18 protein-coding genes are annotated in these 23,137 nt (G+C 55.4%); 1 reads left to right on the top strand and 17 read right to left on the bottom strand.

Annotation, left to right across the window (positions count from 1 at the left end; all coding sequences use genetic code 11):
• Positions 1-63 precede the first annotated feature (63 nt).
• The 17 genes from K0I31_RS12740 to K0I31_RS12660 form a co-directional block, all read right to left on the bottom strand.
• Positions 64-2,475, bottom strand: coding sequence for a S8 family serine peptidase (locus tag K0I31_RS12740; protein ID WP_220078627.1), 2,412 nt, complete (start codon positions 2,473-2,475; stop codon positions 64-66).
• Between the two features lie 664 nt (positions 2,476-3,139).
• Positions 3,140-3,454 carry a rhodanese-like domain-containing protein gene (locus tag K0I31_RS12735; RefSeq protein ID WP_398351624.1) on the bottom strand — a complete coding sequence of 105 codons (315 nt, stop codon included), beginning with the start codon at positions 3,452-3,454 and terminating at the stop codon, positions 3,140-3,142.
• Positions 3,455-3,546: 92 nt separating this feature from the next.
• Positions 3,547-3,759 carry a YgaP family membrane protein gene (locus K0I31_RS12730; protein WP_011866238.1) on the bottom strand — a complete coding sequence of 71 codons (213 nt, stop codon included), beginning with the start codon at positions 3,757-3,759 and terminating at the stop codon, positions 3,547-3,549.
• An 11-nt stretch (positions 3,760-3,770) separates the two neighbouring features.
• Positions 3,771-7,025 (bottom strand): efflux RND transporter permease subunit, encoded by a 3,255-nt coding sequence (locus K0I31_RS12725; RefSeq protein ID WP_220078626.1) that lies wholly within the window; start codon positions 7,023-7,025, stop codon positions 3,771-3,773.
• A 30-nt stretch (positions 7,026-7,055) separates the two neighbouring features.
• Positions 7,056-8,072 (bottom strand): efflux RND transporter periplasmic adaptor subunit, encoded by a 1,017-nt coding sequence (locus tag K0I31_RS12720; RefSeq protein WP_220078625.1) that lies wholly within the window; start codon positions 8,070-8,072, stop codon positions 7,056-7,058.
• Between the two features lie 114 nt (positions 8,073-8,186).
• Positions 8,187-8,897: an SIMPL domain-containing protein gene (locus K0I31_RS12715; protein ID WP_220078624.1), complete on the bottom strand. Its 711-nt coding sequence runs from the start codon at positions 8,895-8,897 to the stop codon at positions 8,187-8,189.
• 75 nt (positions 8,898-8,972) lie between these two features.
• Entirely contained in the window at positions 8,973-9,359 is a 387-nt protein-coding gene (locus K0I31_RS12710) for a VOC family protein (RefSeq protein WP_220071787.1), read from the bottom strand.
• Positions 9,360-9,464: 105 nt separating this feature from the next.
• Positions 9,465-10,781, bottom strand: a complete 1,317-nt coding sequence (locus tag K0I31_RS12705; RefSeq protein WP_220078623.1) for an OmpP1/FadL family transporter — start codon at positions 10,779-10,781, stop codon at positions 9,465-9,467.
• 381 nt (positions 10,782-11,162) lie between these two features.
• Positions 11,163-12,614 carry a sodium/proline symporter PutP gene (gene putP / locus K0I31_RS12700; RefSeq protein ID WP_220078622.1) on the bottom strand — a complete coding sequence of 484 codons (1,452 nt, stop codon included), beginning with the start codon at positions 12,612-12,614 and terminating at the stop codon, positions 11,163-11,165.
• A 363-nt stretch (positions 12,615-12,977) separates the two neighbouring features.
• Positions 12,978-13,682, bottom strand: coding sequence for a DUF3379 domain-containing protein (locus tag K0I31_RS12695; RefSeq protein WP_220071784.1), 705 nt, complete (start codon positions 13,680-13,682; stop codon positions 12,978-12,980).
• Positions 13,675-14,238: a sigma-70 family RNA polymerase sigma factor gene (locus K0I31_RS12690; RefSeq protein WP_144200587.1), complete on the bottom strand. Its 564-nt coding sequence runs from the start codon at positions 14,236-14,238 to the stop codon at positions 13,675-13,677. The genes K0I31_RS12695 and K0I31_RS12690 overlap by 8 nt, the downstream gene beginning before the upstream one ends.
• A gap of 84 nt (positions 14,239-14,322) precedes the next feature.
• Positions 14,323-15,963 carry a BatD family protein gene (locus tag K0I31_RS12685; protein WP_220078621.1) on the bottom strand — a complete coding sequence of 547 codons (1,641 nt, stop codon included), beginning with the start codon at positions 15,961-15,963 and terminating at the stop codon, positions 14,323-14,325.
• Positions 15,957-18,032: a vWA domain-containing protein gene (locus K0I31_RS12680; protein WP_220078620.1), complete on the bottom strand. Its 2,076-nt coding sequence runs from the start codon at positions 18,030-18,032 to the stop codon at positions 15,957-15,959. The genes K0I31_RS12685 and K0I31_RS12680 overlap by 7 nt, the downstream gene beginning before the upstream one ends.
• The gene (locus K0I31_RS12675; protein WP_220078619.1) at positions 18,029-19,048 is read right to left on the bottom strand and encodes a vWA domain-containing protein; all 1,020 of its coding nucleotides are present in this window, start codon (positions 19,046-19,048) and stop codon (positions 18,029-18,031) included. Before K0I31_RS12675 ends, K0I31_RS12680 begins: the two co-directional genes overlap by 4 nt.
• On the bottom strand, positions 19,036-19,530 hold the full coding sequence (locus tag K0I31_RS12670; protein WP_220078618.1) for a DUF4381 domain-containing protein: 495 nt from the start codon (positions 19,528-19,530) through the stop codon (positions 19,036-19,038). The genes K0I31_RS12675 and K0I31_RS12670 overlap by 13 nt, the downstream gene beginning before the upstream one ends.
• The gene (locus K0I31_RS12665) at positions 19,531-20,460 is read right to left on the bottom strand and encodes a DUF58 domain-containing protein (RefSeq protein WP_220078617.1); all 930 of its coding nucleotides are present in this window, start codon (positions 20,458-20,460) and stop codon (positions 19,531-19,533) included. It abuts the gene before it with no gap.
• Positions 20,460-21,416 (bottom strand): AAA family ATPase, encoded by a 957-nt coding sequence (locus K0I31_RS12660; RefSeq protein WP_011866224.1) that lies wholly within the window; start codon positions 21,414-21,416, stop codon positions 20,460-20,462. Before K0I31_RS12660 ends, K0I31_RS12665 begins: the two co-directional genes overlap by 1 nt.
• A gap of 408 nt (positions 21,417-21,824) precedes the next feature.
• On the opposite strand from K0I31_RS12660, the gene fadI reads away from it, so the two are divergent.
• On the top strand, positions 21,825-23,135 hold the full coding sequence (gene fadI, locus K0I31_RS12655) for an acetyl-CoA C-acyltransferase FadI (protein WP_220071778.1): 1,311 nt from the start codon (positions 21,825-21,827) through the stop codon (positions 23,133-23,135).
• Positions 23,136-23,137: the final 2 nt, after the last annotated feature.

The raw sequence follows: 23,137 nt of genomic DNA, 5'->3' as shown, positions 1-23,137 counted from the left end.
AGCTTATCCAAGGCGTTTTCGATAAAAAAGGGGACCCTGAGGTCCCCTATCTTGATGATGCGATTATTGGAAGCTTAGCTGCCACGCATCGATAGTGCCTGTGTCGCGACGGGCGCTATCAACTGCCTTCAGTGTCCAGGTGCCGGCAGATTCAACGCCAGACATGTCGACTGTGTAGCTCTTGATGATGTTGTCGGCACTGCCGCCACTGTTGTCATGTAGCACGGCTACTTGACCACTTGGGCTGTGCAGTTCAACCTGCAGATCGCCGATGTAGGTGTGGGTAATGTTAACCGTTACCGTTACCGTGCCTGAGTCGCCGCTGCGAGTCACATCGATTGGGCTGCTGATACCCGCAGTGTTGTTATCAGGGATCGCATAGCTGGTGTTGTTGGTATAGGTGGCTGGGCCGCCTGTGTTACCGCCAGTGCTCTGCTCTGTGTAGCTGGCTGTCAGGCTAACACCGCTAAAGTCGCTATAACCTTGAACCATCACATAGTAGGTACCCGCCTGTGGTGTGCTCACTGGGCAAGACTCGCTGTTGCCGCCTTTCCATGGACGACAGTCGTAGCTGCTCAGCGTAGGCGCCGCGCCATACTGGACGTAAAGGTCAGCATCGCCTGTACCACCGCTCATGGCGAAGTTCAGATCGCTGGCACCGGCTGGTACGTCGATAGAGAAGTGTAGCTCGTCGCCTTTCACGCCAGTCAGGTTGGTCTTAGCCACGCCATTTTCCAGCACGTTACCACCGGTGCCTGTACCTGGATCGGTTGGGCCGTTACAAGAGGCATCTAGGTACTCTTTGGCGGCAACCGCGTTAACCAGACCGTAACCAGTCTTGTCGTCGCGACCGGCAACATCGAGATCTTCAGCCGTTGCAGTTAGCGCAGCGCGCACCTGAGCGGCGCTACACTCTGGGTGGTAGCTCCATACCAAGGTTGCAACACCCGATACGTGTGGCGTTGCCATAGAGGTACCATTGTAGTACTCGTAATCTTCACCACTAGTGTTGGCTACTGTAACGTTAGTGCCTAGGTGAGCACGTAGTGCCTGACCTGTGGCGCGATCGACAGACACAGAAACCATTGGGGCTTCGTTGTTGGTGTCAACCAGGAAGGGGTTTTGCAGACCTGGCAGCGCAGTGTTACTGAACACGATAGCTGCTTGGGCGCCGGCGTTATTACATGCCTTGACCGCATCGAACTCTGGGTAGCTGGCGCCTTGGTTGCCAACACGCTCAACCAGACAGACTTTGCCAGTCATGTCGCCACAGTTAAAGACACCGCCCGATACGCTACACTCGGCCAGCTCGGCAGTGACAGAACCTGTGATAGGCGTGCCAACATAGTTGCCGCTGCTGTCTTTCACATAGCGGTTGTGAGGCACTACGCCATTGTCGAAGTATGACTGACCACCGGCTGTGATGTTAGCCAGACGACCTTCACCGCGAGTAACGGTTGACAGGATCGCTTCACCTGGACCTGAGATCTCCACCTGGTTGGTGTACTGAGAGAAGGCCGCGTGATCTTTGTTGTTATCAACCGCAGCTACAGACATAACCGCATCGTATGATGCTGGGTAGCTGTGGGTGTTGTTACCGTCGTTACCGGCCGCTGCGATCAGCAGCACGCCATTGTTGGCGTGAGCGGCTAGGGCGTTTTTCTCTGTGGTGGTTGACTGAGAGCCACCCAGAGACATGGTCACTACGTTGGCGCCGTTGGCCACACAGGTGTCAACTGCCGAAACCAAAGATGATGAGTAGCCCCAACCATCTGAGTTAAATACTTTCACTACGTGGATGTTGGCGTTCTGGTTTGGCATCACACCGACCACGCCGTCGTTGTTGGCGATCGCGGCGATAGTGCCCGCTACGTGAGTACCGTGAGCGTTGTGAGCGCCTGGCTCATACCAGTTACCCGTACCTGAGTTGTTGGTACCTGTGACATTGTTACCGCTCAGCTCGCTGTGGCTACGGTCGTAACCCGAGTCGATGATACAGATGGTGCGGTTGCCGGCCATGCTGTCGCTCAGGCTGGTGGCGCCCACAAAGGTTTGACCCCAAGGTGTGTTTTCGCTCAGCAGGTGGCGCGGCATATCTTCTTCGACATAATCAACGTCGGCGCGCAATTTCAGGGCCTTAACGCCATTGTTATCCAGCTGGGCTGAGTAAGCATTTGAGCGACCGATGCGCTTCATCTGCTTAGCCTTAACGCTGTTCAGTGCTCTGTGCTGAGAGAAGACTTCGTTGGCTCTTGGCTGATAGTCGTTCAGGCTGTTGGCATCGGCCTGTGCAGCGGCCTGGGCATTCTTAAACTTGACGATATAGCGCTTAGGCAGGGGAGATGCTTGATTGATACGAGCATTATCTGCCTGAAGGTGGAGTCCTTTCGCAGGCGCCGCATTGACGTTTGCTGCAATTGCCAGGGCAAGCGCAGACAAAGACATAGCGACCGCAGTTGTCTTTTTAACTGTCATATTGTCTTCCATTTTAAAAGTTAGAATTAATAATTATTATTGGAGTGCATAGCAGCATGACTGCCATCATATGCGTTACTCGACAGTGAATTTATCTGTTGATGAAACATTTGTAAACAAGCTGTTAAGTCAGTGTTTGGGTAAAAGAAGCGATTTGTGTTGAGAATTTTTATGCAGAAAATATTCAGTGAATACGATTGTTTCGCCGATGGGATAGTGTGTTTTTGAGTATTTATTCGAATTTTCAGCCTGTTTATTTGCTTGGTGTGTTGCCTGATTACCTGCGACGTAAAATTGACCATAATTTATAACTTATTGTAATTATAGAATAATCGTTATTCCATAAGTGTAATAACATATAGCTAATGGTTATATGTTGTTTCAATTGTTACAATTTTGCAGTGTCCTAATGTCGCGAGATCCTTAGCCTTCTAAAGGGGGAGGCATGCTTTAAGTGTAAAAAGGCGCCTGTTTAAGAAGGTCGCTAACGGACCAGCTTGCTAATGAGCGAGGCTGCTAGTGAACAAGGCTATTAGTGAACAAGGCTATTAGTGAATAATATTGGGAATAAAAAGGCAGCCAATGAAAAAGGCAGCTAATGAAAAAGGCACCCTGGGGTGCCTTAGTCGGTTTAAGGATGTCTGAGCGTCAAGCTCATTTAGTCCTAGTGCTTAGCCAGGCTCTGGTAGCCGCCGCCATTATAGGTGTTGCTGTAGCCGAGTTTTACCAGGCTCTCCTGAGCTATGCCACTGCGACGGCCGCTGCGACAGTAGAGCACCACAGACTGATCTTTGGCGATGCCGCGCTTGGTAAACTCTTCGGCAATGTTTTCAAAGGGAATATTAATCGCGTTCTCTAGATGTCCCTCGGCAAACTCCTCCGGAGTTCTGACATCAACGACCATGGCCCCTTGCTGTATATGCTCCCAGGCAACCTTAGGGTTTTTCTCTTCGCCATAGCTTGGCGCCGATACGCCCATGATGGCGACAAATAGTAGCGCCATCAGGCTGATGATTGACTTGGATAGCATCTTATTGGCTTGTCTCACGTTGGCTCCTTGTGATCTGTGAGTTATTTCATGCGGGCCAATTCCGCTTCCGTCTTGATCCCCATCTTCTTCATTAACATGGCGGCGGGACAGAAGCCGGTAAAGGCGCTTTGAAATAGATTAGCGCCTACAAAAGCCGTTAGCCAGATAAAATTAGGGTGGACAAAGGTCGTGAGCAGCAAAGACAACATGACCATAAAGCCTGCAAAGGCGAAAATACTACGTTCGACAGACATACTGTATCTCCTTAAGATTGCGGATTAACCGCGGCAAAATATTCGGGGCGGTGACGCATCACGGCGTAATAGAGCACGGGGATCACCACCAGGGTTAACAGGGTTGATACCAAGATGCCGAAGATCAGGCTGATCGCCAGGCCGTTGAAGATCGGATCATCTAAGATGAACAGGGCACCTATCATGGCCGCCAGTCCCGTCAACATGATGGGCTTGGCCCTGACGGCGCCAGAATGGATCACCGCCTGCTCGAAGGGCACACCCGCGGCGGTTTCCTGATTGATAAAGTCCACCAAGAGGATGGAGTTACGCACGATAATGCCCGCCAGGGCGATCATGCCTATCATAGAGGTGGCGGTAAATTGCGCCCCCAGCAGGGCATGGCCCGGCATCACCCCTATGATGGTGAGCGGAATAGGCGCCATGATGATCAGCGGCACGCTGTAGGAGCGGAACTGACCCACTACCAGGAGGTAGATGGCGATCATGCCCACGCCATAGGCGATACCCATGTCTCTGAAGGTCTCATAGGTGATCTTCCACTCGCCGTCCCAGAGCACGGCGATGCTGTCCAGCCCTGAGGGTTGGTTGACATAGTGTTGATCGAAGCCCAGACCACCCTCTTGATTGATACTGCCGGCGATCTCGAACATGCCATAGAGTGGGCTGTCCAGCGGGCCCGCCATGTCGGCGACCACCATGATCATAGGGATCATGTTCTTGCGTATGATAGGCGCGTCTATGGCTCGCTTGTGTATGGTGATCAGCTCAGAGACGGGCACAGAGTTACCCGAGGCATTGGTGAGCCTGAGGTTAAGCACCTGCTCGAGATCCACCTTGGCGCCTTCCTCCAGCTGAAGCTTGATAGGCACAGGCGACTTTTGATTCGGCTTGTGCAGGTAGCTCACCGCCTTGCCGCCCACCGAGGTGGCCACCAGATCGACGATATTGCTGTAGGGCACGCCCATCAGGCTGGCCTTGGCGCGGTCGATATTGACCTGCCATTTCTGCTGCGCGGCGGGCAGATAGATGTCGATATCCACCACATTCTGGGTATCGTGGAACAGCTGCTGCAGAGCATTGGCTGCGGTCTCGCGCATCTCGGCGTTAGGGCCATAGACCTCGGCCAGGATCGGCGACCACACGGGTGGGCCTGGGGGCACTTCGACCACCTTGACGTTGGCATTATATTGCTTGGCGGTGGCCTGCAGCGCGCGGCGCACCTCGGAAGCTATGCTGTGGCTGTCTCTGTCGCGATCGCCTTTATCAACCAGATTGACCTGAATGTCGCCCAGCTCCTGGCTCTGTCTGAGGAAGTAGTGGCGAACCAGGCCGTTGAAGTTCATTGGCGCTGCGGTGCCGGCGTAGAGCTGGTAGTTGTCCACCTCTTCGACCTTATCCAGCTCCATGGCCAGGGCCTTGAGTACGCGCTGGGTCTGCTCAACCGGCGTGCCTTCTGGCATATCCAGCATCACCTGAAACTCCGACTTGTTATCGAAGGGAAGCATCTTGAGCACCACCAACTGACCCACGGGCAGCGAGACGGCGATCATGATCAGCAGGGCGATGGCGGCGCCCAGACCAATCCTAGCCTTACCGGCCTGTTTGCCTCTGACGAAGGGGGAGATCAGCCTAGTAAACAGCCTCAGCATGCGATCGTCCACATCATGCTCGCCATCACCGCCTTGGTGTTGATGACCCTTGAGCAGCTTAGTGGCCAGCCAAGGGGTGACGATGAAGGCGATGGCCAGGGAGATCAGCATCCCCATGCTGGCGTTGATGGGGATCGGGCTCATGTAGGGGCCCATGAGACCCGATACGAAGGCCATCGGCATCAGCGCGGCGATCACGGTAAAGGTCGCTAATATGGTGGGGCCGCCCACCTCGTCGACGGCAACGGGGATCAGCTCCACGAAGGAGCGTTTGCCCAGCGCCATGTGCCTGTGGATGTTTTCCACCACCACGATGGCGTCATCTACCAGTATGCCGATAGAGAAGATCAAGGCGAACAATGAGATACGGTTAAGGGTAAAGCCCCAGGCCCAGGAGGCAAACAGGGTGATCGCCAGGGTGATGATGATGGCGATGCCCACCACCACAGATTCGCGTAGCCCCATGGTGAGGAAGACCAAGATCACCACGGCCGAGGTGGCAAACACCAGCTTGAGGATCAGGGTGTTGGCCTTGTCGCCCGCCGTCTTACCATAGTTGCGCGAGACTGTGATGTTGACATCGTCGGGCACCAGTATGTTGTCTATCTTGTCCAGGCGCTCGAGGATCACATTGGCGATATCCACGGCGTTCTCGCCCGGCTGCTTACCGATGGCGATGGTGACCGCAGGATAGATGGCCGACTTATCGCCGTGCCAGGCATGCTGGACCGGGATGTCGCTGTTGAGGCTAATCTTGGCGATATCGCCCAGGTACACGGGGGCGCTCTGGCCCGACTCGTCCTGATACACGGCGACGACCAGCTGCTCAACCTCTTGTTTCGATTTTAAAAATTGCCCAGTTTGTACCTTGATCTCCTGATTATCCTGCACCAGAGATACCGGCATGGAGACATGGTTATTGCTCGACAGGCTACGGTTGATATCGTCGTAGGTGAGGCCATAGAAGCTCATCTTGGCGGGATCGATCCTCACGTTGAGGCTGATCTCATGACTACCGACGCTGTAGATCTCGCGGGTGCCCGGAATGCGTTTCAGCTCGCTCTCCAGTCCCTTGGCGATATGGGTCAGCTGCTCGGCAGATTGTGCCTTATCTTTCGACCATAGGGTCAGGCTGACGATGGGTACATCGTCGATGCCGCGGGGCTTGATCTGTGGCTCGCCCACGCCTGCCTGGCTGGCAACCTTGTCCTTGTTGGAATAGACCTGATTGTAGAGCTTGACGATCGCCTCGTTGCGCGGGATCCCCACCTCGAAGATGGCGATGATCAGTGCGCCGTCTGGCTGTGAGAAGGAGTAGAGGGTGTCTATTCCCTTGATCTGCGAGATCACCTCCTCCATAGGCTGGGTCACCAGATGTTCGACCTCGCTCGGCGTGGCGCCGGGGAAGGGGATGTAGATGTCGGCAAAAGTGACATCTATCTGCGGCTCTTCCTCTTTTGGGGTCACCATGACGGCGAACAGACCCAGCAGCAGGCCGAGCAGGGCCAGCAAGGGGGTGATGGCGCTCAGCTGGAACATGGCCGCCAGGCGCCCGGAAAATCCCAGACGTTTTGGGCTGTGCGGGTTATCTTGGTGTCGATCTTGCTGATTCATATCTATACGGCTCCTATTCGATCACCAGATCTATTGTTTCAGCTTCAGCAGCACTTGATAGGCGTCGATGGCGATGGTGTCGCCATCACTCAGGCCCGAAAGCACCTCGAAGCTATCGCCCTGCTTGTTGCCCAGGCGTACCTGGTTGAGCATGAACTGATTGTTCTGCATCAGATAGACCGCGCTCAGTTCGTTGTTGTAGATCACCGCAGACTCGGGGATGGTCAGGGTATTGCGATTGCCGGCGTTGAAGCTGGCCTTGACCCACATGCCCGGCATCAGGTTGGGCTCCTGAGGCGGCAGGTCGATACGTGTCTTATAGCTGTGGCTCTTGGCATCGGCGAAAGAGAAGATGGTCAGGGCGTCCGATTCGAGCTCCTTGCCGTTGGTCAGCACTAGCTTCATCTTGGGATTGGTACGCAGCGCATCTATGTAACGCAGGGGCACATGGGTCACGGCGCGCATATGCTCGGTGGCAAAGCCGCTCAGCAGCGCCTGGCCGGGAGACACGGTTTCGCCCACTTCCACATGGCGCTTGGTGACCACGCCGGCAAAGGGGGCGCTGACCGTGGTGTACTGCAGAGACTCGTTGGCCTGAATGATACGGGCTCTCGCTGCGCTGACCGCCTGGGCCGAGGCGCGGGCGTTGGCGATGGCCTGATCCATGTCACCTTGGGAGATGGCGCCCTGTGGGAACAGCTGCTCATAACGCTTACGCTGTTTCTGCGCCTCTTCGTTTTGGGCCTGGGCGCGGGCAAAATCGGCCTCGGCGGCCGCTAATTCGGCGCCCTGGGCCTTGCTGGTGATCTCCAGCAAGGATGCGCCCTGGGGCACAATATCGTTGACGTCATAGTTGATCTTGATGATGCGGCCCGAGGTTTGCGCCGATACAGTTGCCGACTTTACCGCCTCAAGCTGTGCATCTAAGGTGATCCACTGGGGCTGAGAGTGTTTGGCTACCGTCATGGTGGGCAGTTCGCTGGCGCCAGATACCAGGCTGACGAGTGACAGCAAAATGCCGATGGAAAGTGTGTGTTGTACTTGCATGGAAGATCACCTCTTAAAACTTCATAAGAAAATTCTAATGGACTTTTTAAGCTTGTGCAATCTTTTATTAGAAAAATACGATTGAAGGGGCGAAAATCCTTTGCCCCTTTAAAACTAATCGTTTAAGTAATAGGTCAGGGTCGAAACCACCCTGACTTTCTTGATACTCGGCGTGTTGCTGTCACGGTTGCTGATGGTAAATTGCCCCTGAGACGCCTGCTTTATCTTGCCAAGTTGGGAGGCGGAGTCTTTGGCAAACTTCTCGGCGGTTTGGCGGGCATTTTCCGTCGCCGTCTGCACCATCTGCGGCTTGAGCTCATTCAGGCCGGTGAAGAGAAACTCGGTGCGGCTGTTGTAATCCTGGTTGGAAATGGCAATCCCTTCCTTAGTAAGCTCGATAAGGTTGCGCTGGGTGCCCAGCAGCAGATCCACCCGCTTGGTGTAGAGGGATACTGTGACCTGGGCCGCGTAGCGATACTTGACGTTAGGGTCTACATAACCCTGGGCCTGCCTGTCTTCGATGGAGGGCAGGGAGCTTGAGATCTCATCTTGCGTAAAACCTTGTTTAATCAGGAAGGCGATCACCTTATCCGTCTTACTCTGCACCTCCTGATAGAGGGTATTGAGATCATTGTCGACCTGGGTGAAGCGGATGGGCCAGATGGCGGTATCGGCCTTTACCTCGACTTCGGCGAGACCCTTGACTGTGACGGTTCTTTCCATGGCGCGCATCTTGATGATGCTGTCGCCAAGGCTAGTGCCTAACAGATAGAGACCGGCGCAGATGAAGCCGCCTAAGAGAATACTTGCCACTGATTTTTGCATGGATAAGCGTCCGAGTTGCTATGGGGTAAAGCCAGCATATGCTTGTTTCGTTTGGTTTTCCAGGGGAAACAGCGCTTAGGTTTGGGTGCTGGGTTGCCAGAGCTCGACCTTGTTGCCGTCGGGGTCGATAAACCAGCCGAATCGGCCAAATTCTGAGTCCTCGGTTTCGGCCAAAAGCTCGGCGCCGCCTTCGGCCACCTGAGACAGGGCCTCGTTGAGATCATCGACGATCAGGTTAAACATAAACTCTTTGCTTGAGGGGTGAAGATAATCTGTGTCTCTCCCCATTGGGGTCCAGACGCTGTAGCCGGTGGCCGCCATAGGCATCAGGTTGTTGAGGTAGAAGGCCGCGCCGCCCCAGTTTTCTACCGGCACCTGCAGGTAGGTTTTGTACCACAGTGCGAGCCGCTGGGGATCGTCACTCTTGAAAAATATGCCACCTAAACCAATTACTTTTGCCATTGTCCATCTGTCGTCACGGGAGCTTTGTATTAACTGTAGAAAAGTTTTCCGATAACTACAAAAAAGCCGCAGTAGGCTGCGGCTTTTTGGGGACACTCGTACAAGTTAGAACTTGTAGTTGTACTGCATAGAGTAGTAAGTGGCGTTCGAGCGTGTGGTCGCGTGAACCATGCCAGTATCAGGACCGATAGGCAGGCCGCCTGTGATGGCGCTGTGCTCGATAAGGTCTACATCTTCACCGCGGATGAAGGCGACACCGAAGTCCAGGCTCGCATGTTTGCCCAGGTTATAGGTGGCACCAGCGGTGAACCACTGACGGTCAGAGTCAGGGATGGAGATAGAGCTGACTTCGCCAACGACGCCTTGGTCAAACATGTAACCGGCGCGCACTGTCCAGTCCTGATTGAGGGTGTAGGTGCCGCCGACGCTGAACAGCCAAGAGTCATCCCAGGCGTAGGTTTTGAGGCTAGCCTCAGGTGCGACAGGCACGCCGCCTATGGTGCCGTCGGTCACAGTGATCTCTTTGAAATCGCCCCAAGTGGTCAGCTGCGCCGTGTAGTGCAGAGCAAACTTCTCGGTCAGCTGATGGAAACCCGCCACCTGGAAGATATCCGGCATAGGGATGTTGATCTCATCGAAGGACACGTTGGCACCGGCAACTGGGTTATACATGTTGATGTCGCCTGTTGCCTTGAAATCTGGGCTGAAACGGTAGCTCATACCGAATCTGTGATCGGCATTGATCTCATACACTGCGCCTATGATGCCGCCGAATGCTACGCCGTCGGCGTCAACATCCACAAGATCTTGCTGCACTGCACCGGCTTGAGTCGGTACCAAACCGCCGCGGGTCAGGGTGCCTTGGCCATAGATCACATCGACGCCGGCGCCGACGCTGAAGTGGTCGTTAAAGCGGTAAGAGGCGCTCAGGTTAAAGTTGAGCGTGGTCACTTCTGTCTTACCCAAAAGATCCAGCGGGGCAGGCAGGCCGTTAACCAGCTGCTGTGACATAGGGGTAGTGTCTGTGCCTGTGCCGAAGTTGCTGAACATGGCAACGCCATAGGCAAACTTGTCGTTTACCGGGCTGACATAGTAGAAGTTAGGGATGATCTTGGCTTCTGCGGCATCGTCCACATGACCATAGTGGATCGGGCCCACTAGCGAGTCGATGTAAACATCTTTCACGCTGACTTCGACATCGGCGTAGGTCAGGCCCATAGAAAGTTGCTTCTCGTCAAACAGGGCCATGGCCGCTGGGTTGCGAGACAGCACTGAGGCGTTGTCAGCGATGACGGCATCACCGGCAAATGCACGGCCGACACCAGTGGCTGACTGGCTGTTGAGTTGGAAACCGGCGGCCATCGCCTGTGAGCTAGCGAGTGTGACGGCTACTGCGAGTATTGTCTTGTTGAAACGCTTCATAGTTTGTTCTCGTTATTGTCGGCCCGGCTGCATACTGCGCTCATGCTTGTGCCTGAGTCATGGCGGCCAGGTCCATTTTATAATTCCCGTGCATAGTAGGGATGAGGTGTTACCTCAACAACTCCGACCAGATGCAACTTTTTGTTGATTTTGTGTTAAATGGATGGCCAGTTTTATGCAGGAAAGTTAGCTGTTGTTTGAAGAGGTGCTTGATGGCGCTATGCCACGTAGCTTCTGGGTTTAATTAAGGTTTTGCTAAAGGTTAACGGGTTGTGAAATGGCAAATTGTAAGTAAAATTTATGCGGTATAAAAAAAGCGTACACTTGTACGCTTTTTTGATCTTCCGCTCATTTTTACGTCAGCGAAGTGGGAGCCTTGCCTCAGAGTTTCTGGCTAAATTGCTCAAATTGTTCGCGGGTGCTTTCTGCTGGCGCCGAGACCAAGCTGACTAAGACACCGGCCAGGGTGGCGAAGAGGAAGCCAGGCAAGATCTCATACAGGTCGAAGATGCCGCCTGTGCTCTGTTTCCACAGCACCACTGTGATGGCGCCAACGACGATAGTGGCTACCGCGCCATTGCGGCTATAGCCACGCCAGAAGAGAGACAGGATCACCACAGGGCCAAATGCCGCGCCGAAGCCTGCCCAGGCATAGCTCACCAGGCTCAGTACACTGCTCTCAGGGTTCAGGGCGATGACGCCAGAGATGACGGCTATGGTCAGCACGCCGATACGGCCAATCATCATCAGCTCCTTGCTGCTGGCATCGGGTCTGAGCCACTTCTTGTAGAAGTCCTCGGTGATCACGCTAGAGCAGACCAGCAGCTGTGAGTCTATGGTGCTCATGATGGCCGAGAGGATCGCCGCCACCAGGAGGCCGCCGATCCAAGGGTTAAAGGCGGCGTGGGCCAGGTGGATAAAGATGGTCTCTGGGTTGTCGATAGGCTGATCGGCAAAGTAGAGAGTGCCGGCAAGGCCTGTTGCCAGCGCGCCCATCAGCGCCACTATCATCCAGCTCATGGCGATACGGCGCGAGACCTTAAGGTCGTCGGCGCTGCCGATGGCCATGAAGCGCGACAGGATATGGGGCTGACCGAAATAACCAAGACCCCAGGCAAGCAGAGATGCCAGGCCTATCATAGTAGTGTTGTCGCTCAGCAGTGACAGCATGGCAGGATCCAGGCTATGGATGCCGTTCTGGGTCTCAGGCTGGCTGAAGATGGTAACCGGCACGATCAGCAGGGCGATCAGCATCAGACAGCCCTGGAAGAAATCGGTCCAGCTCACGGCGAAGAAGCCGCCGACGAAGGTGTAGGCCACTATGATGCCAGAGCCGATAAGCAGGGCCAGGTTGTAGTCAAGGCCAAACACCTTCTCGAACAGTATGGCGCCGCCCACCATGCCTGATGAGGTATAGAAGGTGAAGAAAACCAGGATGGTGACCGCCGAGACCAGCTTAAGCACAGACTGCTTGTCTTCGAAGCGTTTCTCGAAGAAGTCCGGCAGGGTGAGGGCATTGTCGGTAAATTGGGTGTAGATCCGCAGGCGTTTGGCCACGAATAGCCAGTTTAGCCAGGCGCCAAATACCAGGCCTATGCCGATCCAGGCTTCTCCCAGGCCACCGAGGTAGACTGCGCCCGGAAGTCCCAGCAGCAGCCAGCCGGACATGTCCGAGGCGCCCACGCTGAGTGCGGTGACGGCCGGTCCCATGGAGCGGCCACCTAAAATATAATCGTCGACAGAGTCGGTTGCTTTATATGCCCAAAGGCCAATGCCCATCATGAGGATGAGGTAGCCGAAAAAAGTAACTAATATCGGTAATTCAATATTCATGCTTTCGCCATATTGTTCTCATGCCAATGCCTTTTGTTAGCCGGGATCTGAGCCCATCGTCAAAGTGCGATGACATGTCTGTTTTAAATGAGCCTGTATGCTAGCAGATGTTTGAGCGCTAGCCCAAATCTGCCGTGAAATGTGATCAAGATCTAGGCTTTATCGGTCGATTAATTGCCAAGTTATGCGGAAATGTTGTGGCTTTGTTGGTCATATTGGCGGATTGCGGCTCGTATATGTTAGTGGCCGTGGGGTTAAATCACAGTGTGAAAGTTAAAGGGAGCCAACCTGCGGTCGACTCCCTGTATTAGCTTACTTCATTAGTTGGAATATGGTTTGGACTCTGGTCTAACGGTAGGAGCCCTAGATGAAAGACTCTTTCACTTCGTCTCTGACAAAGTCCAGATCTGTGGCATGCTCGCCGACCAGCAGGACGTAGGCGTTGTCAGACTTGAAGCCCATTCCCTGATAGCGGTTGTCGGCAAAGGCCTCCTCGAGCACCATGCGATCTTCCAGCGGCACGATAAACAGGGTGACCTTGCCTTGCTTGCCCTGCATCACCAGATGGATGCTCTTCACTCCCTGGAAGTCACAGTAGGTGCTGTAGAGCACGCGACCGGGCTGCTCGGTAAAGTGGGCATGCTTCAGGCTGGTCAGCGAGGCCAGCTGAGTATTGACCTCATCGACACTGATGTTCTCTTCACTCTTCATCGCCATCTCTTCATGATAGACATGAGCCAGGGCGTGCTGTCCCAGATCCACCGGGGCGAGACGCAGCAGGGTGAAGCTGATGCCGGCGATGAAGGCGATAGAGGCCACCAGAGCCAAGGTAAAGCCTGTCTTGCGGCGATCCACCTGATGCTGATGCAGCTGTTGGTTGAGCAGCAGTTTAGCCTCGAGATCCTCTGGCACCTCTATCTTGAGGGCGGACTCGAGTTTCTTGTCTAATAGCTTGAGATCGTTGACAAAGGCAGTGCGCTCACTCGACTCGTGCATCGACGCAAGAAACTCGTCGTCTTGACGGTTTGGATTTTCATAGGCCTCGCGGCGGAATTTGAGCTCATCCATTAGAGCGCCCCCTGGTTTGCGTGTCATCGAGTATCTCTTTTAGCTGATTTCTGGCGCGAAATAAGCGAGTCATTACGGTATTACGATTCAGATCTAAGATATCGGCGATCTCTTCGCCGCTGAAACCGCCGATCACCTGCAAGATCAAGGGCTCGCGGTATTCGGCTTCGAGCTTGGCTATCTGGCGCCTCAGCATATGCTGCTCCATGTTCTCCTCGCTGGAGGAAGAGATGTGGTCGGCGATATCGGCCTGCTCCACATCCGAGTAGTCAAACTGCTTACGCTCGAAGCGGCGGGCATTTTCACGCCGTAATATGGTGATCAGCCAAGCCTTGGCCGCCTTATCATCTTTGAGTGATTCCAAGGAGCGCCAGGCGCGTAAGAAGGTTTCTTGGGTGATATCTTCGGCGATATGTTTATCCCCGCACAGCCAGAAGGCGTAGCGGAACAGGTCGCCATGAAGTGCCCTGACAAGGCTATCGTATCGTCGTTGTTTATTCAGCATGTCTCTATTGACCGACTTTTTCGGTTTTTTATTTCGTATCACGCTAAACATTTTTTACTCGCAGCATAGAAAGGAGGGGAGGCGCGTCAATTGTTTCGACTACGTTAACGCCATTGGCGCGCCTGAGGCAAGTTGTTAGAGCGGATTTAAGGGCCTTAAAGCAGATTGTGTGCTGTGGGGCGCAGCTTTTGGGGCATTTTTCACCGCGGTGATCACTTTTTCAACCTCTAGCCCTTGGCCGTCTGGGCTGTATCCTTGACGCTGAATGGCTTGAATCGCCTGTTCGAGATCGTAGCTTACGGCGGCGATATCGGTCAGGGTCATCGGCTTGCCCGCTTGCTGGCTCATGTGGCGCTGCAGGGCGACCAGGGCGTCACCCGTCTTATCATCCCGGCAGGCGGTTTCAAATTGACGTAACGCATCCGTGGCTTTGGGCGCGTGACTCGCAGTCCCTTCGTCTGCACCGCTTGGCGCGGCGCGATAACGATAAGCTTGGTAGTGACGGTACCAGAGCAGGCTAGTCGCCAACCAGAGCAGGGCAAACAGGGCGCTGATGGCCGGCCAGAGGCCGCTCGAATCGGATTGTGGTGTTACCGCGGTGAGCTGCGGGCTCTCCTGGCTGGCGCTGGCCGGCGCGACGCTGATGTTGCGCGCGGGCAGGGTGGCGAACTCCTGCTTCTGGGTGCGGCTGTTCCACCAGGGAATACGGATCTCGGGCAGGGTATAGCTGCCGGGCTGAGTCGGGACTATCGCCGTGGTCTGGTTGAGCTGGGCGACCACCTGCTTATCGCGCACATAGGTTTTGCGCTGGGGCTTTTCCGGGTAGACCTTAAAGGATTCGGGCAGGCTCAGGCTGATGCCGGGCAGGCTGGTGTCGTCGGCGTTGGAGGCCAGCAGGCTGATGTTGCGCGTGATGGGCACGCCTACCTGATATTGGGCATCTTTTTTCCAGTCCTCTTTTAAGACCACGAGATCGCTCACCAGCCAGTCGCCCTGATAACCTGCGGGGATAGGCAACACCTCTATCTCACTCGGGGCGGCCTTGGCCTGCATGGGACGGCTCTCGTTGAAGGAGAACATGCCGCCGCGACGGGAAGATTCCACTAAGACATCGCCGGAGAAGCTGGCGCCGGAGAGCGACAGCGTGCCGGGCTCGTCGGCGATCAGGCTATAGGTGCGCTCGATCACCCGGTAGCGACGGCCATCGATGATCTCTGCGCCATCGACATCGTCCCCCAGTTGCTTAAGCTGCGCCCCCTCGACGTTGGGCGCGCTGAGCACGCCACGTTGCAGCTCGACGCCCAGGTAGAGCTTGACCTTATAGGTGATCAGCTGGCCCACATAGGCGGTCTCGGTCGAGACGCTACTGCGGATAAACAGATTCTTCATCTGCTCGGGTTGGCTGCCGGGGGCGGCCACCTTGAGCTCTATGGGATCTGAACTTATGTTGTCTATGGTCATGGCGGGGATGATCACAGTGCCGATCTTCTTGGGCGCCAGCAGGATCTGCCAGCGGGTCTCTTTGCTGGCGTCGAAGTTCATGATCTGGGTGCTGCGACTGACACTGGTGCGCCCGACGATAAAGTCCTTTAACAGACCGCTGGTATCCAGGCTGGCGTTGTCAACATCGTCATCGGCCTTGATGCTGAGCACCAGATATTCCCCCTGGATGGCGGGATTTCTGTCTACCGAGGTTTCTACCTTGGTTAAGGCATAGGCCGGCGCCGACAGGCTGAGTGCCAAACAGGCTAAGGTCAAAAAGCGTCGTATTACCACTGTTGATTGTCCTTTATGGTCGCCCCCTGACGGCGGCGTTTTTGATATTCCAATTGCATCTTGTTGCGCAGCAAGACCTGAGGGTCGTCTATCACCCCGGTAAGGGCGCGTTGCATCTCGGGGGGCAGATCTTCCGGCGCAATGGCGTTGGTTGCGGCCGCGACCGGCTCGCCTTGCTCATCGCCCTCGCCGGGTTTGCCCTGGGTCATATTCGCGGCCTGGGCCAGGGCTTGAGTGCTCTCTTGTTCGTCTTGCGGCTGTTGGCCTTGTCCCATCTGCTGGCCAGCGTCGGATTGGCTCGCCTCAGATTGGTTTGCGTTGCCATCCATTTGGTTTTTGGCGTCCTTGGCCGGATCGGCGCTCATCTGAGCGTCATTAGCGGTGCCTGTCTGCTGGTCTTGCGACTGACCATCCTGCTCGCCAGAGGCTTGTTGCTCGGGAGTTTCTTGCTCAGGACTTTCTTGGCTAGCGCCTTGCTGGCCAGTGCTTTGTTGGTCAGTGCCTTGCCCATTTTCTTGTTGACCATTCTGGCCTTGAGACTGCTGGCCTCTCGAGCCCTGGCCCGATTGCTGATCGCCTTGGCCTTGTTGCTGACCTTGATTTTGCCCGGCGCCGTCTTGTTGGGACTTATCTTGCTTATTTGAGTCCTGATTCGACTGGTCTTGATCAGATTGATTCTGCTCGGACTGTTTTTGATCCGATTGGCCTTGATCTTGGCTAGCTTGCTGTTGCTGCTTTAGCTGCTCGGCCAACTCAAGATTTTGCTTGGCCTGAGTAAGCTGAGGGTCTTTCTTGAGCGCCTGCTGATAACGCTCGATGGCCTTATCGAGGTCATTGAGCTGCATCAGGCTGTTGCCCTGATTAAACAGGCCACTCGCCGAATCATCCTGCTCGAAAAGCTCGAGCGCCTCTTGATAATCACCATTCTTGTACAGGGATGCGGCCTTCCACTGGGGCGAGGTAAACTGCTCGGCCGCACCTTGATAGTCTTGCGCCTGATAGGCCTGCATCGCCCGCTGATCGTCTGTGGAGAAGGGATGTTGCCAACTGGCGGCCTGGGCCTCTGGGCTTGGGGCGAGAATAGCTAAACAGGCAAGCGCGGCGAAGGCGTGTCTGAAACTCAGCAGCGCCGGCAGCAGCAGGAGCAGGGCCAGATAAGGGCCGAGATCTTGCCAGGCTTCCCCTTGGCGATCTGAGGTCTTGGCATCGCTCTCCTGACTTAAGCTCTGGGTCAGGGCCTCAAGATCTTTGCCATCGGCGCGGTAGGCAAATAACTTGCCACCGCTGTTGCCAATTAAACTATTAAGCTGAGCGAGGTCCGTTTGACTGACCACCACCTGATCGCTTTGGTCACGCATCAGTTGTCCATCCGGTAAGCGGATGGCGGCGCCCTGGTTTGTGCCCATGGCGATGATGGAGAGACGATACTGAGTATCGTCCAGTATCGATTTGACCTTGCTGATTTGGTCTGGGTTGACGCCATCGGCTAGCAAGATGATCTCGCCCTTAAGGTGACCGCCCTGGACAAGCAGCTGCTTGGCCTGCTCTAGCGCCGCTGGCAGGTTGGAGCCCAGCACAGGCATTATCTCCGGCGACAGGGTCGGCAGCAGGTTCAGTAGAGTTGATTTGTCCCGGGTCATTGGGCTGATGGTAAAGGCATCTCCAGCGTAGGCTACAAGGCCGGTCTCACCCTCTTTGAGGCTCTTGATCAGATCCGTTGCCTTAAACTTGGCCTGAGTCAGCCTGTTAGGTGCCAGATCGGTCGCGTACATGGAGAGCGACATATCCATCACTATCACCCGGCCAAGGTTGGCTTCAAATACCGGCAGCGTCTGCTTTGTCAGCGCCGGGCCAGAGAGCGCCAGGACGCTAACGAGCCAGATAAAGGCGATGAGGCCCAGGTGTTGTTTCTTGTTGCTTGCCTGACCGCTCACTAACACCTTAGCCAGGTGCGGCGCGATATAGCGATTCCAGCTAGAGGCCTGATGTCGCTGGCGCTTTCGCAGCCAGAGCAATAGCGCCAGGGGGATGAGGGCCAGCAGCCATTCGGGACGGAGAAAATGGATCATGATGCGCTCCGTGGTAAACGTTGAACTAAGGCCTGCACGGCGGCAAAGCCGCTTAACATCATGAGCACACTAATAATCAGGGCGATGGCCAAGGGATAGTAGAAGAGCTCGGCCTGTGGTCGATAGCTGAGTTGGTCGCTGTCGGTAGGTTCTAACTTGTCTATTTCCTGGTAGATCTGCTCGAGTTCATCGGAATTACGCGCCCTGAAGTAACGCCCCTTGGTCTTCTGGGCCAGCAGGGTGAGCTGCGTCTCGTCGAGATCCATCGACGGATTAACGCGCTCCTTGCCAAACAGGGTGCGGCGCTCCATCACTTCGGCGCCCACCCCTATGGTATAGATGGTTACGCCTCGTTTGGCGGCGATATCGGCGGCCTGCTCCGGCGTGATGCTACCCGAGTTATTTGAGCCATCGGTGAGCAGGATAAGCACGCGGTTACTCTGCTCGGCCTTGTCGAAGCGTTTGACCGCCAGCGCGATAGCTTCGCCGATGGCGGTCTGTTTGCCCACCAGGCCGATTTGCGCTTCGGTCAGAAACTGGGCTACCGAGCGTCTGTCCTGGGTGAGCGGGGCCTGCAGATAGGCGTGATCGGCAAAGAGTATCAGCCCCAGCTTGTCGCCCTTGCGGCGCTCGATAAACTCGCTCATTACCTGCTGTACCATGGCGAAACGATCGACCGTTTTATCATTTAGCACCATATCTTCTATCTGCATACTACCCGACAGATCCACCGCCAGCATGAGGTCGCGCCCCTTGCTGGGGAGCTCTATGGCATCGCCAACCCATAGCGGGCGGGCAACGGCGAATACCAGCGCCGTCCAGATGAGCCAATAGGGCCAGCGGCTGCGGCGAGGGGAGTGATCGAATCTTGTCGTTGGTGCTTCAGCGACGCCGGGCATCTGTAGATGACCGCCGCCCGTCTGCGTGGCTTGTTTGTTGCCGCTTGCTTTGCCGAGAGAAAAAATCAGTGGCAGCGGCAGAATAATGAGGAGCCAAGGCCAAGCTAGTGTGAACATGACGCCTCCTTACCAGCCTTGAGCGGCAGCGCCTGCTGTAGCCAGGCTTTGGCGCCATCGAGGAGTTGCGTCGCCTCGCTTGGTGAGAGCTTATCCGCTTGGAAACGCTTCTCCAACAGGCTTGGCAGCATAGGATCCATGCTCGGCACCTGTGACCCTAGCCAGGCATACCAGGCATCGCCCTGTAGTGAGGCGACCTGCTCCCGGGGCAGATAACTTATGGCGCTGCGTTTTAATAGGCTGTTGACTGCCAGTGGCAGCTGAGGGTCCTCTGGCATCACCTGAGAGAGAAGAGTAAGCGCCTCGCGTTTGGCCGCCAGCTGCTTGCCTCTGCGTTTAACATAGATGAACAGGGCCGCTATCAGCATAAGCACTAGTAGCGCCAGCAGGTAATAACCATAGGCGAGGGGCCAGACGCCGACCGGGGCCGGCGTGATGATATCCTGCAGATTGGCGAGCGCAGGTTGACTTGCCGCTTGCATCTACCTCAGGGCTCCAATTTGTTGATTTAACGGCTGAGCCGCGTCGATGCGTCTTGGCCGGGCGTTGATCTGATTCATCATGGTGATAAATCCCTGTTGCTGTGTTTGTTGCTGAGCCAGCCAGGCATCGTAGCTGCGTCTGTCTAACATCAGCTCCTTATCGCCATCTCTGACCGGGAATTGGAACTGTGGCGGCAGCTTAAGGGTGCCTTGCCTAAGGGGGTCAGTGATCAGAAAGGCGCCGATATCGCAGTGGCGTTTAAGCTCGCTCAGTGGCCCCAGACACTGGGGGCTGAAATGGCTGCCATCGCTGATGATCCAGATTAGCGAGCCAGGCTTGGCGATTCGCCTAAGGCGCTGACAGGCCTTGAAGATATGCTCGGGCTGTTTCACCGGCTGGTCCAGCTGATGAAGTTGCTGCTGGTGCACTTGCTCTATGGCCGAGATAAGCGCCAGCATGCCTGTTTGTCGGCTGCGGGGTTTAAGTTCGAGATGCTCGGCCTCGCTGGCGATAAGTGCGCCCAGGCGATCGCCGTGACCGACGGCGGCCCAGCCTAGGGTAGCTGCCAGATGCGCCGCCTGTACCGATTGTAGCATTAGACTCGAGCCGAAATAGAGGCTGTGGCTGAGATCCAATAGCAGTAATACCGGGCGCTCACGCTCCTCGACAAACAGTTTGGTATGGGCCTTGCCGGTGCGGGCAGTCACTCGCCAGTCTATGGTGCGCACATCATCGCCGGCTTGGTAATGGCGAACCTCGGCAAACTCCATCCCCCGTCCCTTGATGCTGCTGGCTCTGTGGCCGGCTAGTGCCGCGCGCGCCTTGGTCTTGCGCTCGGGCAGGGCCCGGGCGAGATTTTGGCAGGCTAACAGCTCTTTCTGATTGAGGGAGACGCCATCGGCAAATAGGGGTAAAGCATTCTGTCCCATTAAGGCACCGCTACCTGACTCAGAATATGGTTGATCACCTGATCACTGCTCACGCCTTCGGCCTGGGCCTGATAGCTGAGTAGCAGGCGGTGGCGCAGTACGTTGGGCACGACGGCCTGAATATCTTCCGGCGAGACAAAATCGCGCTCCATTAGCCAAGCGCGGGCGCGGGCGCAGCGCTCGATGGAGATGGTCGCGCGTGGGCTAACGCCATATTCCAGCCAGTTGGCCAGTTGATCGCTATATTGTTGTGGCTGGCGGGTGGCCATCACGATGTTGACAATATATTGCTCCAGCGGCTCGGCGAGATAGATATCCAGAGCGGCCTTACGGGCGGCGAATACCTCTTCCTGGGCGATCGGCTCAACCTTTGGCAGCTCCTGGGTGAGGGCTTCGCTGCGCGATAAGCGCATGATCTCAAATTCGGTGGCGGCGCTGGGGTAGTCGAGATTCAGGTGCATCAGGAAGCGGTCAAGCTGCGCCTCGGGCAGGGGATAGGTGCCTTCGTTTTCCAGCGGGTTTTGTGTCGCCATCACCAGAAATAGCTTTGGCAGCTTGTAGCTCTGTTTACCCACGGTAACCTGGCCCTCGGCCATGGCTTCCAGTAGCGCCGACTGTACCTTAGCTGGCGCACGGTTGATCTCATCGGCCAGGATAAGGTTGTGAAAGATAGGGCCTGCCTCAAACTCGAAGGTGGCCGTCTGGGCGCGATAGATGTCGGTGCCGGTGAGATCCGCCGGGAGTAGGTCCGGGGTAAACTGAATACGGTGAAAGTCCCCCTCTACGCCATCGCTCAGCGCCTTGACCGCACGTGTCTTGGCCAGACCCGGCGGGCCCTCAACCAGTAAGTGACCATCGGCAATCAGTGCGATCAATAAGTTTTCGGTAAGAGTGGGTTGACCCAGGATCACTTTATCCAGGTATTCACGTAATGCATGAAATCGACTTAAGGGCATGATGCTACTCGGTATTATCTATTGTGTGAGCTGTAGACAGCGTATCGGGTAAAAAATTCAGTGATAAACGCCTTACCTCAGCCTTAGGTGAGTTGGATGACCTTGTGGGCTTGGCGGCGCCAAATTTCAATCAGCAAAATAAGTTAGCATGCTTAAACTGGGAATTAAACCGGCATTAATGGCTAATTTTGCTTTTATTAAACATTGTTAATCAACATCTTTTTCGATATTTGTCGTTTAAAAACCAAACAGGTGTTTAAAACCTTGAAATAAGAAGTTAGAATCAGATCACACTTTGATGGTCTGACCTGTTGCGAGAGTGTAGCGAGATACCCGGCAACGGGGTAGGGAAGAATAATAACGGCGTTAGTAGAAGCGTTTCTATCAGACGCGTCACGAGGGCAAAAGATGAGTGAATTACAGCAAGTAAGGAACGCGAAGGGCGATCGCATCGCGATAGTGATGGGGCTTAGAACCCCCTTTGCTAAACAGGCGACCGCGTTTCATGGGGTGTCGGCATTGGATATGGGCAAGATGGTGGTGAACGAACTCCTGTCTCGCTCGGAACTCGACCCGAAAGAGATTGAACAGCTTGTTTATGGTCAGGTAGTACAGATGCCTGCAGCGCCCAACATCGCCCGCGAGATAGTCCTTGGCACGGGCATGAATGTGTCCACCGACGCCTATAGCGTGACACGTGCCTGCGCTACCAGTTTCCAGTCGACAGTCAATGTGGCCGAGTCCATCATGACGGGTAATATCGAGATAGGGATTGCCGGCGGCGCCGATTCATCATCCGTACTGCCAATCGGCGTGTCAAAGAAGTTGGCCCATGCCCTGGTGGATCTCAATAAGGCGCGCAGTTTTGGCCAAAAGTTGGCTATTATTCGTCGCCTTGGACTGAAAGATCTGCTCCCTGTGCCCCCTGCGGTTGCCGAATACTCAACCGGCCTTTCCATGGGACAGACCGCCGAGCAGATGGCTAAGACCTACAACATTAGCCGCGCCGATCAAGATGCCCTGGCGCATCGCTCACATACCCTGGCGACAGAGACCTGGGATTCGGGCCATCTGCGTGACGAGGTAATGGTGGCGCACGTGCCGCCATACAAATCCTTCATCGACAGAGATAACAACATTCGCGAAAACTCTTCGCTCGACTCTTACGCCAAGCTGCGTCCAGCCTTCGACCGTAAACACGGCTCTGTGACGGCGGCCAACAGTACGCCGCTGACCGATGGCGCCTCGGCGGTACTCCTGATGAGTGAGAGCCGTGCCAAGGCCCTGGGTTATGAGCCTATTGGTTACATTAAGAGTTACGCCTTTAGCGCTATCGACGTGTGGCAGGATATGTTGATGGGGCCTTCCTATGCGACGCCACTGGCACTGAAACGCGCCGGTATGGAGCTTGAGGATCTTACCCTGATCGAGATGCACGAAGCCTTTGCGGCGCAGACCCTGGCCAATATGCAGATGTTTGCCTCGAAGAAGTTTGCCAAGGAGAAACTGGGTCGCGATCGCGCTATCGGTGAGATCGACATGACTAAGTTCAACGTCTTGGGCGGCTCCTTGGCCTATGGTCACCCCTTTGCGGCGACCGGGACGCGTTTGATCACTCAGGTGTGTCGCGAGCTGAAACGCCGCGGCGGCGGTACCGGACTGGCAACGGCCTGTGCGGCGGGTGGTTTAGGTGCAGCTATGATAGTAGAAGTGGAGTGATC

The organism is Shewanella spartinae, from assembly GCF_019457555.1.
Lineage (GTDB): Bacteria > Pseudomonadota > Gammaproteobacteria > Enterobacterales > Shewanellaceae > Shewanella > Shewanella loihica.
Note: the sequence above shows the minus strand (reverse complement) of the source record. Positions and strands in the feature narration are given on the sequence as shown.